General features: G+C 40.3%; 12 protein-coding genes and 1 pseudogene. 6 read left to right on the top strand and 7 right to left on the bottom strand.

What is annotated here, in order from left to right; genetic code table 11:
* Positions 1-33: 33 nt before the first annotated feature.
* Positions 34-768 carry a hypothetical protein gene (locus RMZ41_RS30305; RefSeq protein ID WP_322645222.1) on the bottom strand — a complete coding sequence of 245 codons (735 nt, stop codon included), beginning with the start codon at positions 766-768 and terminating at the stop codon, positions 34-36.
* A gap of 355 nt (positions 769-1,123) precedes the next feature.
* Between RMZ41_RS30305 and RMZ41_RS30300 the strand changes: the two genes are divergently transcribed.
* The 6 genes and pseudogenes from RMZ41_RS30300 to RMZ41_RS30275 all read left to right on the top strand — a co-directional run bounded on the left by RMZ41_RS30300 (position 1,124) and on the right by RMZ41_RS30275 (position 7,130).
* Positions 1,124-1,621 carry a hypothetical protein gene (locus tag RMZ41_RS30300; protein ID WP_322645221.1) on the top strand — a complete coding sequence of 166 codons (498 nt, stop codon included), beginning with the start codon at positions 1,124-1,126 and terminating at the stop codon, positions 1,619-1,621.
* Positions 1,622-1,766: 145 nt separating this feature from the next.
* A pseudogene (locus RMZ41_RS30295) lies at positions 1,767-2,297 on the top strand (Rpn family recombination-promoting nuclease/putative transposase); the annotation flags it as partial.
* Positions 2,298-2,452: 155 nt separating this feature from the next.
* On the top strand, positions 2,453-4,138 hold the full coding sequence (locus RMZ41_RS30290; RefSeq protein WP_322645220.1) for an ABC-F family ATP-binding cassette domain-containing protein: 1,686 nt from the start codon (positions 2,453-2,455) through the stop codon (positions 4,136-4,138).
* Positions 4,139-4,359: 221 nt separating this feature from the next.
* On the top strand, positions 4,360-5,958 hold the full coding sequence (gene gpmI, locus RMZ41_RS30285; RefSeq protein WP_322645219.1) for a 2,3-bisphosphoglycerate-independent phosphoglycerate mutase: 1,599 nt from the start codon (positions 4,360-4,362) through the stop codon (positions 5,956-5,958).
* A 121-nt stretch (positions 5,959-6,079) separates the two neighbouring features.
* Positions 6,080-6,313, top strand: a complete 234-nt coding sequence (secG, locus tag RMZ41_RS30280) for a preprotein translocase subunit SecG (protein WP_094328436.1) — start codon at positions 6,080-6,082, stop codon at positions 6,311-6,313.
* A gap of 10 nt (positions 6,314-6,323) precedes the next feature.
* The gene (locus tag RMZ41_RS30275) at positions 6,324-7,130 is read left to right on the top strand and encodes a peptidase (RefSeq protein WP_322645218.1); all 807 of its coding nucleotides are present in this window, start codon (positions 6,324-6,326) and stop codon (positions 7,128-7,130) included.
* A gap of 46 nt (positions 7,131-7,176) precedes the next feature.
* Here the strand turns inward: RMZ41_RS30275 and RMZ41_RS30270 are convergent, their stop codons facing one another.
* The 6 genes from RMZ41_RS30270 to RMZ41_RS30245 all read right to left on the bottom strand — a co-directional run bounded on the left by RMZ41_RS30270 (position 7,177) and on the right by RMZ41_RS30245 (position 14,206).
* Positions 7,177-7,620 (bottom strand): DUF29 domain-containing protein, encoded by a 444-nt coding sequence (locus RMZ41_RS30270; protein ID WP_322645217.1) that lies wholly within the window; start codon positions 7,618-7,620, stop codon positions 7,177-7,179.
* Between the two features lie 427 nt (positions 7,621-8,047).
* On the bottom strand, positions 8,048-9,196 hold the full coding sequence (locus RMZ41_RS30265) for a glycosyltransferase family 4 protein (protein ID WP_322645216.1): 1,149 nt from the start codon (positions 9,194-9,196) through the stop codon (positions 8,048-8,050).
* Between the two features lie 351 nt (positions 9,197-9,547).
* Positions 9,548-11,197, bottom strand: a complete 1,650-nt coding sequence (locus RMZ41_RS30260) for an MFS transporter (protein WP_322645223.1) — start codon at positions 11,195-11,197, stop codon at positions 9,548-9,550.
* A complete protein-coding gene (recO, locus tag RMZ41_RS30255; RefSeq protein WP_409876231.1) occupies positions 11,197-12,093 on the bottom strand; it encodes a DNA repair protein RecO in 897 nt (298 codons plus the stop codon). Before recO ends, RMZ41_RS30260 begins: the two co-directional genes overlap by 1 nt.
* 84 nt (positions 12,094-12,177) lie before the next feature.
* A complete protein-coding gene (gene deoC / locus RMZ41_RS30250) occupies positions 12,178-12,858 on the bottom strand; it encodes a deoxyribose-phosphate aldolase (RefSeq protein WP_322645215.1) in 681 nt (226 codons plus the stop codon).
* Between the two features lie 106 nt (positions 12,859-12,964).
* Entirely contained in the window at positions 12,965-14,206 is a 1,242-nt protein-coding gene (locus tag RMZ41_RS30245; RefSeq protein ID WP_322645214.1) for a DNA cytosine methyltransferase, read from the bottom strand.
* Between the last annotated feature and the right edge of the window lie 27 nt (positions 14,207-14,233).

The following is a 14,233-nucleotide window of genomic DNA, read 5'->3' as shown; positions in this document are numbered from 1 at the left end:
ATCCTTTCTGTTCGTTGTGCTTATCTGAATGGTTTACTTGCTATTTGAGTGTTTCTGCCAAAAGTGGATGCTCCCGTTCTTTATCCATTCTTGCTCATTTTTTTGATGATCAAATTCAATCTTATTCGTAATCCTAGATTGTAGATTTGCATTATTCAAAGCAAGTTTTTTAAATTCAACAAATCCGAATAAATCAAGCTTTTCCTTAGCTGTGTCAATTCTTCTCGTTTTATTTCTAACACCATCAAGTTTTTTATTGTAAAAATTCATTTTTATAATATTTCTAATAGCCCTTTCAACTTCTGTAGAAATAATTGTTTTTTGATCTGTTTGAGTATTATTTTTATCTGCAATATATTCGCAGAATTCAAAAATAAGATTTTCCATCTCATCAACTGTATAAGGCTCTATTTCTATATAAGTTTGTTCCGCAGATTTTATAATTACTTCACATATAGTAGTTTTACCTGATCCCGTTGATAGTAACTCTTTGGTATTTTTGGAAACATGAAAGTCGCTTATCAAGTTAAAAAGATGACAAATAGCCGTAGTTTTTCCTTGCCCAACAGTACCTATAAAAGCAATTTTATATTTTTCTATACTAAGAATTTTTTCTATTTCATCTAATCGCTCTAACTTGGATTTCAGGTTATTAATGCAAATATGATTAGGTATATTAATTTCCGAATGACCTGAAATTTTATTTATTTCCTTACTCAAATCTTGTTTCAATAATGCAATCTCTTCTTGCCACGTTATCGTCAACATACTGTTTACCCTGTTTCCATGCTTACTTACTTGATATTTACAGTATGCCCATTATGCTTGAATATCTAACAACAGCCTCATAACACTACCAACCCCTTCTCTGGCAAGACTTTAGCCACTTGGTGATGAACAAGGCGATCGCTAATTTTGGCTGAGTTAAAGGTTCTGGTAGAAATGCGTAATGGCTCCACAAACTAAGTTCGTCTACATGGACTCCAGCAAGTTGAAACCCACGGAGGTGGGTTTTGTTTGTATAGCTGCGATTTCTAATCGCCAAAGCTAGCGTATTTTACTGGCAGTTAAGAAATAAATGGTTTTAAAATGGTGCAATCTTAAAATATTTAGGGGTGCAGCTATGTCGCTACGCAATGAGCCTTTAGATTGGCAACTTGAAACGAATAATCCTTATATACCAGTTTATCATCAAGGGAATTTGGTGGGATTTTTTAAACCAGAATATGCCAATGAAATTATTAAAACTTTAAATGAAGAAGAAGTTTTAAAGAAAGCTCTAAAAATGGCTTGTACTGATTTAATTAAAAAAATCGGTGGCGATACCAGAAAAGTCAATTATTTAATGGAAAAATATGTAAAAACTAGTGAACGTCCGAAGCATGGAACTAGAGCGATCGCAGTTTTACTTCAAGATAGACAAAAAGAGCTTGATTTGAGTAACCAGGAGTTTACAAAATTCTGCGACACCTTTAAATTATCTCCCACCGAACTGAATAATATTTATGCTGGACAAGCATTTGATGATAGTTTGTTAGCGCCCCTTTCACGTATATTAGGGATGCCGAAAGAGCAATTGCTGAAAGTGCGAGATGGTTCGCAAGAACCAAGCAACACATGAAGAGCAAATCAAAATTTTCAATTGATATAAAGTTGTGAAAACAGACATCATCTTTTATCGCCTGTTTCAAGAATTCCCTGATATCTTCTTTGAAATTATGAATTTTTAATTTTTAGTTTTTAATTTTTAATTCCACGAAGGGGTTGACTGGGGTGCTGTGGTTTTATACCCAAATAGGAATGTAGATACAGGAGATATCAAACATTACCGTGAGTTTTTCACAAGTGGGCGCGTCAGACGCATTTATTTGGATGAATTAGGTGAAAATGCATCGCTTCCAATTGGCATTGCAACTGCTAAATTAGTAATTGCAACCGACGATATAGCGATCGCACAAGCAAGGGAGTTGATAGACAGAACCAAGTCCGAGATAAACTCACCACCAAAACAGCAGCAATTATTACAATTTATAGAAACTATTTTGGCTTACAAATTTCCCACAATGAGTAGGGAGGAGATCGAGCAAATGTTTAGCTTAAGCGAGTTAAAGCAAACCAGATTTTATCAGGAAGCTTTTCAGGAAGGTGTTGAACAAGGCATTGAACAGGGCATTGAACAAGGGAAACTTAAAGCAGTACCAGCAATGTTGGCAGCAGGGTTGACTGTAGAACAAGTAGCACAGGCGTTAGATTTGAATGTCGAAGAAGTCAGACAATTAACGCAAACTCAGCCTTAAGATAGATGTGGTAAATTTTATCCGTGGCTCAAGCCAAATTTGGTTTGCGGCTTCCGAACTTGATCGCGACGAATTTATAGTTAATTTTTGTTAATATTAGAGGCGGTGTTAGTACTTCGTCCTCAACCACCCACTCCCTACCTGAGAGAAACTTAATGCTGCGACTAGAACATATAAGTAAAATTTATCCCACAGGCGAAGTTCTCAAAGATATCAACTGGGAAGTTAAACCAGGCGATCGCATTGGCTTAGTCGGTGTCAACGGTGCTGGAAAATCTACCCAACTCAAAATCATCTCTGGGGAAATTGAACCCACCGCAGGCGAAATCATCCGTCCTAATAGCTTACATATAGCCTACCTCAACCAAGAGTTTGAAGTAGACCCCACCCGCACCGTTAGAGAAGAATTTTGGACTGTCTTCAAAGAAGCCAACGAAGTACAGTTATCTCTGGCGCACATACCACGAGAGATGGAAACGGCTACTCCAGAGGAACTGGATCGACTGATCGACAAGTTGGATCGGTTGCAGCGCAAATTTGAAGCCTTAGACGGCTACAACTTAGATGCACGCATCGGGAAAATTTTACCAGAGATGGGGTTTGGGTTAGAAGATGGCGATCGCCTCGTCAGTGCCTTCAGTGGTGGTTGGCAAATGCGGATGAGTTTAGGTAAAATCCTGCTGCAAAAACCCGACTTGTTGCTGCTGGATGAACCGACTAACCACCTAGATTTAGAAACCATTGAGTGGTTGGAAAATTACCTCAGAGGGCTAATTACGCCGATGGTAATAGTCTCCCATGACCGGGAGTTTCTTGACCGCCTCTGCACCCAAATAGTGGAAACTGAACGTGGCGTTTCCAGTACCTACCTTGGTAACTACTCAGCATATTTGGAACAAAAAGCCGAAAGTCAATCAGCACAACTGAGTGCTTACGAACGCCAACAGAAAGAATTAGAGAAACAGCAAACCTTTGTTGATAGATTCCGCGCCAGTGCTACTCGCAGTACCCAGGCAAAAAGCCGGGAAAAGCAACTCGAAAAAATTGAGCGCATTGAAGCACCTATCGCTGGGGTAAGAACTCTACACTTCCGTTTTCCCCCTGCACCCCGCAGTGGACGTGAGGTAGTGGATATTAAAGATTTAACTCATCTTTATGGTGATAAAATTCTGTTTTTGGCAGCAAATCTCCTAATTGAAAGAGGCGATCGCATTGCTTTCCTTGGCCCCAATGGTGCTGGCAAATCTACCCTTCTGCGCGTAATTATGGGTATGGAACAACCCACAGAAGGTATTGTTAAATTAGGGGATCATAACGTTATTCCCGGTTACTTCGAACAAAATCAAGCTGAAGCTTTGGACTTGAAAAAAACTGTCATGGAAACTATCCATGATGAAGTTCCCGACTGGGATAATCAAGAAGTCCGCACGCTTTTGGGACGCTTCTTATTTACTGGAGACACAGTATTTAAGGCAGTTGGGGCATTAAGTGGAGGAGAAAAAGCTCGTTTGGCATTGGCAAAAATGCTCTTACGTCCCGCAAACTTACTAATTTTAGATGAGCCGACAAACCACCTAGATATTCCAGCGAAAGAAATGCTGGAAGAAGCGCTTAAAAATTATGATGGTACGGCAATTGTCGTTTCCCACGATCGCTACTTTATTTCTCAAGTAGCTAACAAAATCGTTGAAATTCGGGACGGTGAATTCCGCGTTTACTTAGGAGATTATCATTACTATCTCCAAAAAATTGCTGAAGAAAAAGAACAAGCAAAGTTAGCTGCGATCGCTGCTGAAAAAGCTGCCAAAAAAGCTGCCAAAGCTTCCAGCAAAAGGAAATAGGAGATTAGATAATACCTTAGTAGTAGCCTTTTAGGACTACTACTAAGTAATTAGTCCTTATTAGCGATCGACAAAATTATAGAATAATTGGTAAAAATTAAAAAAGATTTCAAAAAACTGGAAGTCTTTAATAAAATAAATTAATAAGCAAAAATTCACTTGCAGCGTGGATTAGCAGTGGTATCATTCGGGTATTACAAAAAGTAAAGGGCAATTTTACTATGACCAAAGCACCTGTTGCTCCTGTGGTGCTAGTCATTTTAGATGGATGGGGCTACTGCGAGGAAAAGCGAGGAAACGCTATTGTTGCTGCTAAAACTCCCATTGTGGACAGTTTATGGACAGCTTACCCGCATACCCTCATCCGCACATCAGGAAAAGCCGTAGGGTTGCCAGAAGGTCAAATGGGCAACTCGGAAGTAGGTCATTTGAACATTGGTGCTGGGCGAGTTGTACCGCAAGAACTGGTACGCATCTCCGATGCGGTCGAAGACGGTTCTATTGCCTTAAACCCAGCACTCGTCAAAATTTGCCAGGAAGTTCGTTCTCGGAATAGCAAGCTGCATCTAGTCGGGCTATGTTCTGAGGGAGGGGTACATTCGCATATCACCCATCTATTCGGACTACTTGACTTAGCCAAAGACCAGCGAATTCCAGAAGTTTGTATTCACGCTATCACCGATGGTCGTGACACCGCCCCAACTGACGGTTTAAAAGCAATCACATTGCTACAAAATTATATAGACCGCGCCGGAATTGGGCGCATAGTCACCCTTAGCGGTCGCTACTACGCGATGGATCGCGATCATCGGTGGGATCGAGTCAAACGTGCCTACGACGTGATGACCCAAGATGGTACGGGTGATAATCGCACGGCTGTGGAAGTCTTGCAAGCATCTTACGCCGAAGGGGTAAAAGATGAATTTATCAACCCAATCCGAATTGCCCCAGGCGCAATAGAACCAGGCGATGGGGTGATATTTTTCAACTTCCGCCCCGATCGCTCCAGACAACTGACTCAAGCTTTGGTCAGTCCCACATTTACTGGTTTTGAAAGACAGCAAATCACACCACTGTCTTTTGTCACGTTTACACAGTATGATTCAGACTTACCCGTGGCTGTAGCCTTTGAGCCTCAGAATCTCAGTAACATTCTGGGAGAAGTGATAGCCAATCATGGTTTGAATCAATTCCGCACTGCCGAAACAGAGAAATACGCCCACGTCACCTATTTCTTTAATGGTGGTCTAGAGGAACCTTTTGCTGGAGAAGATCGGGAACTTGTAAGCAGCCCAATGGTAGCTACTTACGATCGCGCCCCAGCAATGTCAGCAGCAGCAGTTACAGATGTGGCGATCGCTGCGATTCAAAAGGGTACGTATTCTCTAGTTGTAATTAACTATGCCAACCCAGATATGGTAGGGCATACTGGTCAAATCGACGCTACCATTACAGCCATTGAAACAGTCGATCGCTGTTTGGGACGTTTGTTGGAGAGCGTTATCAAAGCCGGTGGTACAACAATTATTACTGCCGATCACGGCAACGCTGAGTATATGCTAGATGATGGGGGTAATCCCTGGACAGCCCACACCACTAACCCAGTCCCCTTTATATTGGTAGAAGGCGAGAAAGTCAAAATCCCTGGATATGGTACAAATGTCGAACTGCGAAACGATGGTAAGCTATCCGACATTGCCCCCACAATTCTAGAGATTTTACAGCTGCCTCAGCCACCAGAAATGACTGGGCGATCGCTACTGAAAACAGCAGATTATGAGTTACAACGCACTCGCACCCCCGTGCAAGTAGGGCTGTAAAAGACTTTTGAATCCTGAGTTAGGAGTTTACTAAAAACTCCTAACTACTGAATTCTGTTTTTTGAAACTCCTAACTACTGAATTCTGTTTTTTGAAACTTTTTATAAATGAGATTCCTACCATGACAGTTACTAATATCGTGCAAGGTATTTGGGCGTTTTCCGCCACTGGTTTGATTATCTTGGTTTTACTGCATAGCCCCAAAGGTGATGGTATTGGAGCCATTGGTGGACAAGCCCAACTATTTAGCAGTACCAAAAGTGCAGAAAACACCTTAAACCGAATTACTTGGGCATTGACAGTAATTTTTCTCGGTTTGACAGTAGTTTTAAGTGCTGGTTGGCTGCCTAAATAAGGATAGGTCGATGGGGAAAAAAACCCAACACCCAATACTTAATACCCTAATAAATTTAATTTCACAGAGGTTAATTACAGTCCTGGCTCTTTTTCTTGGCACAGGGCTGTTAATCGTTTTTAGCAATCTTCAGTCAAGTGATGGGTTTATAATAATACCAAAATATATATATTCAAACTCAGTAATTTCTCTCCCTCCATTATCTCCATCAAAACCCCATCCCTTACCGCCCACACTCTCACAGTGGCAAGATAGTACTAACAGTGGTGACTACTTTTCCCAAGTAATAACAACCCAAGTTGGTTATTTAGTCTGGTCAAAATTTCCTATTCGAGTTTACGTAGAACCACCAAAAGCCATCAGCGAAAAACAAGCTCAACTATGGGTTAACAGTGTCTTGCAGGGTGTGCAAGAATGGAATACTTATTTACCTTTGATAATAGTCGAACAGCCAGAAATTGCTGATATTACGATCGCACGAAAAGTTCCACCTCTACAAATTTCTCCAGATAGTAATATACCCCGTGCGCGATCAGCACAAACTACTTACGAGTTATACACCAAGAATAAAGTTTTATCCCACCGCTTCACCATCTTACTAAGTCCTAGTCAAACAGGTAATTATCTCATTGCAGCTACCCGCCACGAATTTGGTCATGCGCTAGGAATTTGGGGTCATAGTCCGCTACAAACTGATGCTTTATACTTTTCCCAAGTTCGTAACCCATCGCTTATTTCTATTAGGGATGTGAATACTTTGAAGCGGGTTTATGAACAGCCAACCAGTTTAGGATGGTCTTTAGCAGAGTTTCCGTAGCGAAGTCTTTCCTGCTTTCTCAGGTGCAAAGAATCAAAATTTAATATTAAGGCAACCAATTTTTATCTAAAATTTGCTCTAATGTATAAGGGCATAATTCAGGTAAAGTAGTTAGCTTTGTTTTAGCCTTAACATAGTCCAAGGCATTGCTATAAATTATGCTGAAATTATCCTCTAAATGTTTGCGTAAATTCGCACTTAAATCTTCATTTATTTGATTACGAAAACTAATAATTTCTGCTGCCCAATGATTAGCATTTCTTGGCTTTTCTAAATCCCAATATTGATAAAGTAATAAATGTCTAATTATCTGTTCCAACAAACTTCTTACTCGTCTTTTTTCATTTTTAGCCAAATCTTCCAATTCTTCTATTAAATTTTCATAATCAATGTCTGCTAATTGTCGGTTTTTGAGACATTTAATAGTCTCCTCTAACCATTGCAGGTAATTGGATTCATATAATGTTTTTATGTCGATGATTGCAGCCATTTTTCGAGTTTATAGCTTTAATTTACTCTTATTTATTATTTCATGTTAACTAATTTATTAATTTTTGCCGATAATTGCCCATAAAAAAAAGATACACAGCATTCATAAGTTAAGTCAGAAGATATCCAGCGACTCCCAGAATAACCAAGCAAAAGTTTTACCCTACCGTCTGTCAGTAATCCAAGTCTCTCGCTGTTGCCCCTGAATCGACTGTACAATTCCAAACCTTTCCTCAATTTTACGTGGCAGAGTGTATATACCAATAGTCTAGTAAAACTGGTAAGAGAACTCTTAGTCAGGCATCTGTATCCACAAGTCCCAAATTATTGCATGACTAGAATGCTAGCCAATGCTGCCTAACATTGTTAGCCGATCGCACTTATTGCTATCTTAAAATTTACAGTGCGATCGCACTTCTTCTCTTTCCTTATGCTCTACGACTTAACGGTAGAGGTCGTTGTGCTAAAACTTCTTTATAAAGTTCTTCCAGCAGAGTAATATTTTTACTGAGGGTATAGCGGTCTAATACACGCTGTCTGGCTTTATGCCCTAGTAAGGTTGTTAACTCTGGATGGTCTTGCAACACAGGTAAAAGGGTTTTTAATTGCGATCGCGCTGTTTTAGTATTAATAACTATACCTGCGCCCTTTTCCAATACTTCTCCATCTGCACCCACATCTGTGGCTAAACAAGCTAATCCACAGGACATTCCTTCTAACAGAGATAGGGATAAACCCTCTACCAATGAAGGTAAAATAAATACATCTGCGCCCCGCAAAATCTCAATGCGTCGGTCTTCATCAGCGATAAATCCCAACCAGATAATGCCGTATTCTGAATCATAAAAAGGCTCTAAGGAAGACTTTAAAGGGCCGTCGCCAACAATTAGCAACTTAGTATCAGGCCCCATTGCAGACTGCTTCCAAGCCCGGAGGAGGGCTTCGACATTTTTCTCTGGTGCTATTCGGCCCTGATAGACAAACAAGCGTTCGGCTTTAAATTCTGTTTTGACTTGAGAAAACCCTGGAGAATACTTAGCCGTATCAACACCATTGGGAATTACGGCTATATTTTCTTTTCTCACACCCATCCCTGCCAATAATTCTCGCTGAATTTGGGAAAAGACAATGACGCGATCGTAGTTAACTAAAAAAGGTGCGTAAAGCTGATAAGCCAAAAGTTGTGTTCCCGATACTAGCTTTGCCCCCTTGCCAGCAAACGGTGTGTGAAAAGTTGCAACTAAGGGTAATCTCAGTTCCTCACAGATTTCTGGTAGAAAAAAGTCTAGAGGAGATAAGGTTAAGGAAGCATGGACTACATCTGGTTTGATTTCCCGCAGCGAATCGGTTAAAACTTTGGTTGCTTTAAAAGTGGGAATTGTGTAAACCTGAGACTTGTAAATGAAAGGTAAGGAAACCTCTCGAAGATTTGGCCAATTGTCAGGTTCAGACTCTTCCTGGGCGAAGTGAAGAAAGCTAACTTGATGTCCCTTATGATGCAAGGCATTTGTAACTTCTCGACTGTAGGTGACATTGCCGCAAAAGGGTGATTTTTTTCCAATCCAGGCTATACGCATTCTTTATTTAGCTGTAAGAAAAGCGGGTTTAATCTATTACTTGTGTGCCTTTTGTGATTTTTCTTTTATCTAGCTATACTTGCTGGTTTTTTATTTATTAAAAATTTCCACCATATTCCAGTTTAAAAAGCCTTATTAAGCTCATTAAACCGTGGATTGATGGCTTTATTTATTTTACTTATAAGTTGTTAATTTCTGATACTTAAACAACTTATTCTGACTAATGTCAGATTCATATCCCACAAGTATGTGATAAATTTTCACTGACCACAGTTTAGCATGAACACAAAACCTTTAAGGAAATTAATAATTACTCAAAAGTAATGAATAATAACTCCTGTTAGGTGATAACTACTTATGGGAGTTATACCAGGTTAAGATACCTCCTGAAAAGACGATCGCAGCTAATCCCAAAAAAACTGCCTGTAATCCTACGAAAGTTTCTGCAACACCTGCTAGTGCCAAAGGTAAGGAAAGGGCAATATTAATTACATTGTTTTGTAAACCAAAGACTTTACCACGCATTTCTGGAGGCGTTTCTGTTTGGATTGCGGTTTGCATGGGAATTCCTATTAGTGCCCCAAAGATACCTAATAGTGCCACCAGTAACAAGGCTAGCCATAGTTGGGTTGTAAATATTGATAAACCAATCAGGGATGCTGCCATACCCATACAACCGTATAAACTTAACTGGGTATAAGAAAAACGTTGACCAAATTGACCGAGAATTGTTGCTCCAGCAGCAATGCCAACACCACCAGCTGCTAGTAAAAAGCCGAATTGCGAGGCTTTCATATTGGGAATGATTTCTGCCATCCGAACTGCTAAAACAGTTAATGCTGCAAAGACAGAAAACAAGATAATTAGTTGAAGCAAAGCGTTACGGACGCGATGATTTGCTTTGAGGTAGGCAAAACCATCTCGCAAATCAGAAAATACGTGAGGAAATTCTGTATCGGGGTGGTGGTGTTTTTCTTTAGTTGCCAAGATGAATAAAATTACTCCAGCGATCGCATAACTACCACCTACTAAAAGTTCTTTGCCCAAACTACCACTACCACCAATTTGTGACCAAAGTCCATCTGCGATCGCTAACAATGGTTCTCCCACAGCAAACCCAACAATCACCGATGCCATCATCGTTGTCGTATAAAGAGAATTAGCTGAGAGTAAATGCTGTTCTTCTACTATTAAGGGAATTACCGCCTGTTCCGCGGGTGCAAAAAACTGCGTCAGCGTGGAAACTAAAAAAGTCACGCCCAGAATAATCAAAAAACCTACTGGCATGACTCCTATAGGTTTCCAGCCATGAGTCAACCACAGCAGGAAGGGAATTGACAAAACCAGAATGCCGCGCCAAATATTCGTTGCCACCAGCACAGCCTTTTTCGACCAGCGATCGACAAACACACCAGCAACGGAACCAAACAATACGGCTGGGATGGTAAAAGCCATCATCAAAACTGATACCCAACCACTAATACTCTGATTACTAGCCTGAAACTGAGTATTAATCAAAGCAATCATCAGCACCAAATAAACTTTATCAGCTAGTTGAGAGAAAACTTGACCGCCCCAAAGAGCCAGGAAATTCGGGTTTTTTAATACAGGCAAAAACCCTTGCTGTGTTACATCTGCTGAACCAGCTTCACCACCTGAACCAGATCCATCTAATTTGGATGATTCTTTTTCTGGAATAGTGGCTACTGGCAAGTGCCCATTGCCATTACCGTTGCTATCTACCTCAGCAGTAGTTAATTTATCCTCAGATTGTGTTTCTAATGGACTTGGAACATCAGTTTTTGGGATCTGGGCTGTCCTACTTTGATCGTTTTTAGAAACGTCTTTTGGGGACATTTCTTGGCTATCGATTTGACTAGGTGTACACTTTGAAACGGCACTCAAGTGATTCCTGACTGTAGGATCTGATATTCTATTATGTTTTTTAACGAGGCTTGGTGACAAAGGCAGGATTTTTTTATCCAAATCAGATGGTTGCATCATGGTTGGTTGGCAGCAAAATAAGAATCGATCAAAGTAGCAGAACGAATAGGGCGACCTAATTGATACTGAGCATATTGGCGCAAAATCTGCTCAACAAATAACCAGTTACGATCTCTAGCACCATCAATTTGCATTATCTCTGGTTGTGACAGATGTTGAAGCAAAGCCAGTTCCATAGCGCCCAGACGACTAGAAATCACAGGTATTTCTTGGCGATGCACAACAAGGGTTTGGGCATGGGGTATGGGGGATGGGGCATTGGGAATGGGGTATTGGTCTTTCCTTATTTCCCTCTCTCCCTCTGTTCGTAAACGTTTCCAAGTTTCTAAGCAAATCGTTCCACCCGTTGGGACGCTAAATCCTACCTGCCAGTTGGGGTGTGTAAAGTCTGGCTTGAGGGAACGCCCAGATAAGCAGCAGACTTGAACTTGTGGCGTTACTCCTGCTAATGCTAAAAGGTGAAATACCCCATGAGCCAAATGAGCCAAAACACCAGAAGTATTTGCACTAGACAATGCTTCTAACCGATGGAGATGTTCATTGAACAACTCATAAAGTTCTTCTTGGGGTTGTTCACTCAAAGCTTGAGAGAGGACTATTTCTGCTAAATATTGGCTGGCAGCCAATTTTCCCAAATCTTTAGCTAAACCAGGATAAGTTTTTAACGTCTGTGCTTGAGTAATTTTATCAAGCGATCGCCCCTTAGCGATCAATAGTTCATTCACAACGAACATACCACTCCTGCCCCCCAAGCTGGAGTTGTGCTTACGTGCCCCTGGAGCCACTGCTCGAATCAGACCAAATTCTGGTGTCAAAATCGTCACTATTTTATCTGATTCTCCCAAAACCTGGGTTTTAAGATTAATTCCGGTTGCTTTGTAGGTTCTACTCATTAGTCATTATTTAGTCATTAGCCATAGGTCATGGGTCATTAGCTGAGGAAAAATGACAAATAACAAAGGACAAAGGACAAATGACTATTCACCCTTTCCCAGGTTATCGCGCTGGCGGATCAAATCGATACCGCGAGATGTACCTAATCTAGTAGCACCCGCTACGATTAAGTCTAGAGCTTGATTGATTGTGCGGATACCACCCGCAGCCTTAATTCCTACCCTTTCTTTTGCTAATTCCTGCAAAAATCGCACATCTGCCACTGTTGCACCGCCATTCCAACCTGTACTAGTTTTTAAGAAAGCTGCCCCCGCCTCCATAGCTATTTCAGCAGCTATTTTTTTCTCCGCATCTGTCAACAGATTGGTTTCCAAAATTACCTTGACAGTTTGCCCAGTCTCTTCACAAATTTCGGCTATTTCCCGGTGGACTTCTTCTGTTTTACCAGCTTTCAACCAGCCTAAGTTCATTACCACATCCAACTCTGTGGCTCCATTTTCGACCGCTTCTTGAGCCTCATAAAGTTTCACGGCTGAAGTCGTCGCACCAGAGGGAAAGCCAATCACCGTACAGACTTTTGGGTTTTTGCCGTGGAGGAGTTCGACTGCTTGTTTAACATAAGCGGGGTATAAGCAAACCGCCGCAAAATTGAATCTGTATGCTTCTTCACACCACTGCTTAACCTGTTCTGGAGTAGCCGTTGGCGTTAACAGGGCGTGATCGATAAATGGCGCAATATCAATATCTGGATAGTCTGCTGCCATCGTGTCTTCTGCCAGTGAATGATTATTAAACTTTATAAAAAATTAAAACATTTCTTATATATATATTAAACCATATTTATTACGAGTTTATCCTGAAAACAAGCTGCTAACTTATTTTGGATGTCAGCTTTGTAGATGTTGCGGAATTAGTGTAAGTGTTTAAGTTGACATTAGACAGAGTCAGGTTAGAAATATTAACAGCATTTTCTACACTAATTTTTAAGAAGTTAATAATAGTTTTAGCTAACGCTTTTGATGCCAAATATGGTACGCCATTACCAATAGTTTTAAACATATTCGTGAGCGACATATTATCTGGAAGTACAAAATTTTCAGGCAAAGATTGGATAGCTAAAGCTTCTGCTACAGATATTCGCCGGATTTTATAGGGATGCAAATGTACTTCATTATTTCCATAGCAAGCTGTCGGAGAGTAACGCCATCGGTGAAGACGTTTGAAAGACTTTTTAGAATCATCTCCTTCATCAATAGCAGCAAATTTTGTAATACCTGCCCTTGGTTTAAAACAGTTTTCAGCATTAGGATGCTTCAGCACATTATTTTTTTTAAACCAGTATTCAACTGCTAATTCTTGAGGGATACCTTCAGGACAAGGCATGATGGAATTTTCTTGGAATGGATCGCACTTAAGCCAAGGGTAAGCAAAAACATTTTCTTGAGGATATAAAATATGGTTTCTCCAAGGAAAAGTATTTTCGGTGAGTAATTTTTCACTACCAAGTTTTATTCCTATATCCTTCATAAAATTATTTTGGAAACCAATCAGAATAATTCTTTCTCTATCCTGGGGTACACCATATTCGATAGCATTAATTAAGCGCTCTGTTAAGATATAGCCTGCTTCTAGTAATTGTTGTTTAAGCGATTCAAAGAATAAACGATGCTTTGTTGTTCTCCACAACCCCTTAACGTTCTCAAATAAAAAGAAATCTGGAAGATTTCGGCAAATTAATTCAACATAAGAAGCAGAAAGCTTGCCATTATCTCCTAAACTTCCTCTATTTTTCCCACCAATAGAAAAATCAGGACAAGGAGGCCCGCCAATGAAGCCCACAATATTATTAGATTTGCGGCAATCTTGTACCAACTCACTTAGGTGTTGTGTTTGTAAACCTTCGTGAAGCTGGCTTATATCTCCTGTTTCTCCGTGATGATATCCGTATTCCGGTAACGGGAGATTGAGAATCTGCCGTGAATAACAGTATGCTGCCATGAAGGGTGAAAAAATTTCATTAACGTAAACAATATTAAAACCACTAGCTTCAAAACCTAAATCTAGCAAACCTGAACCAGCGAAAAAGGAGAAAATACAAGGACGATCGCTCATTCAATAACTAATATCGTGAAACAGCCT

The sequence above is a fragment of the Nostoc sp. DedVER02 genome, assembly GCF_034530675.2.
GTDB lineage: Bacteria > Cyanobacteriota > Cyanobacteriia > Cyanobacteriales > Nostocaceae > Nostoc.
The sequence above is the reverse complement of the archived record's forward strand: the minus strand, read 5'-3'. Positions and strand labels throughout refer to the sequence as shown.

Excerpts from the sequence above, each read along its gene's own strand:
- RMZ41_RS30305 (WP_322645222.1), bottom strand. The coding sequence starts at position 768 with ATGTTGACGATAACGTGGCAAGAAGAGATTGCATTATTGAAACAAGAT.
- RMZ41_RS30300 (WP_322645221.1), top strand. The coding sequence starts at position 1,124 with ATGTCGCTACGCAATGAGCCTTTAGATTGGCAACTTGAAACGAATAAT.
- RMZ41_RS30290 (WP_322645220.1), top strand. The coding sequence starts at position 2,453 with ATGCTGCGACTAGAACATATAAGTAAAATTTATCCCACAGGCGAAGTT.
- gpmI (WP_322645219.1), top strand. The coding sequence starts at position 4,360 with ATGACCAAAGCACCTGTTGCTCCTGTGGTGCTAGTCATTTTAGATGGA.
- secG (WP_094328436.1), top strand. The coding sequence starts at position 6,080 with ATGACAGTTACTAATATCGTGCAAGGTATTTGGGCGTTTTCCGCCACT.
- RMZ41_RS30275 (WP_322645218.1), top strand. The coding sequence starts at position 6,324 with ATGGGGAAAAAAACCCAACACCCAATACTTAATACCCTAATAAATTTA.
- RMZ41_RS30270 (WP_322645217.1), bottom strand. The coding sequence starts at position 7,620 with ATGGCTGCAATCATCGACATAAAAACATTATATGAATCCAATTACCTG.
- RMZ41_RS30265 (WP_322645216.1), bottom strand. The coding sequence starts at position 9,196 with ATGCGTATAGCCTGGATTGGAAAAAAATCACCCTTTTGCGGCAATGTC.
- RMZ41_RS30260 (WP_322645223.1), bottom strand. The coding sequence starts at position 11,197 with ATGCAACCATCTGATTTGGATAAAAAAATCCTGCCTTTGTCACCAAGC.
- recO (WP_409876231.1), bottom strand. The coding sequence starts at position 12,093 with ATGAGTAGAACCTACAAAGCAACCGGAATTAATCTTAAAACCCAGGTT.
- deoC (WP_322645215.1), bottom strand. The coding sequence starts at position 12,858 with ATGGCAGCAGACTATCCAGATATTGATATTGCGCCATTTATCGATCAC.
- RMZ41_RS30245 (WP_322645214.1), bottom strand. The coding sequence starts at position 14,206 with ATGAGCGATCGTCCTTGTATTTTCTCCTTTTTCGCTGGTTCAGGTTTG.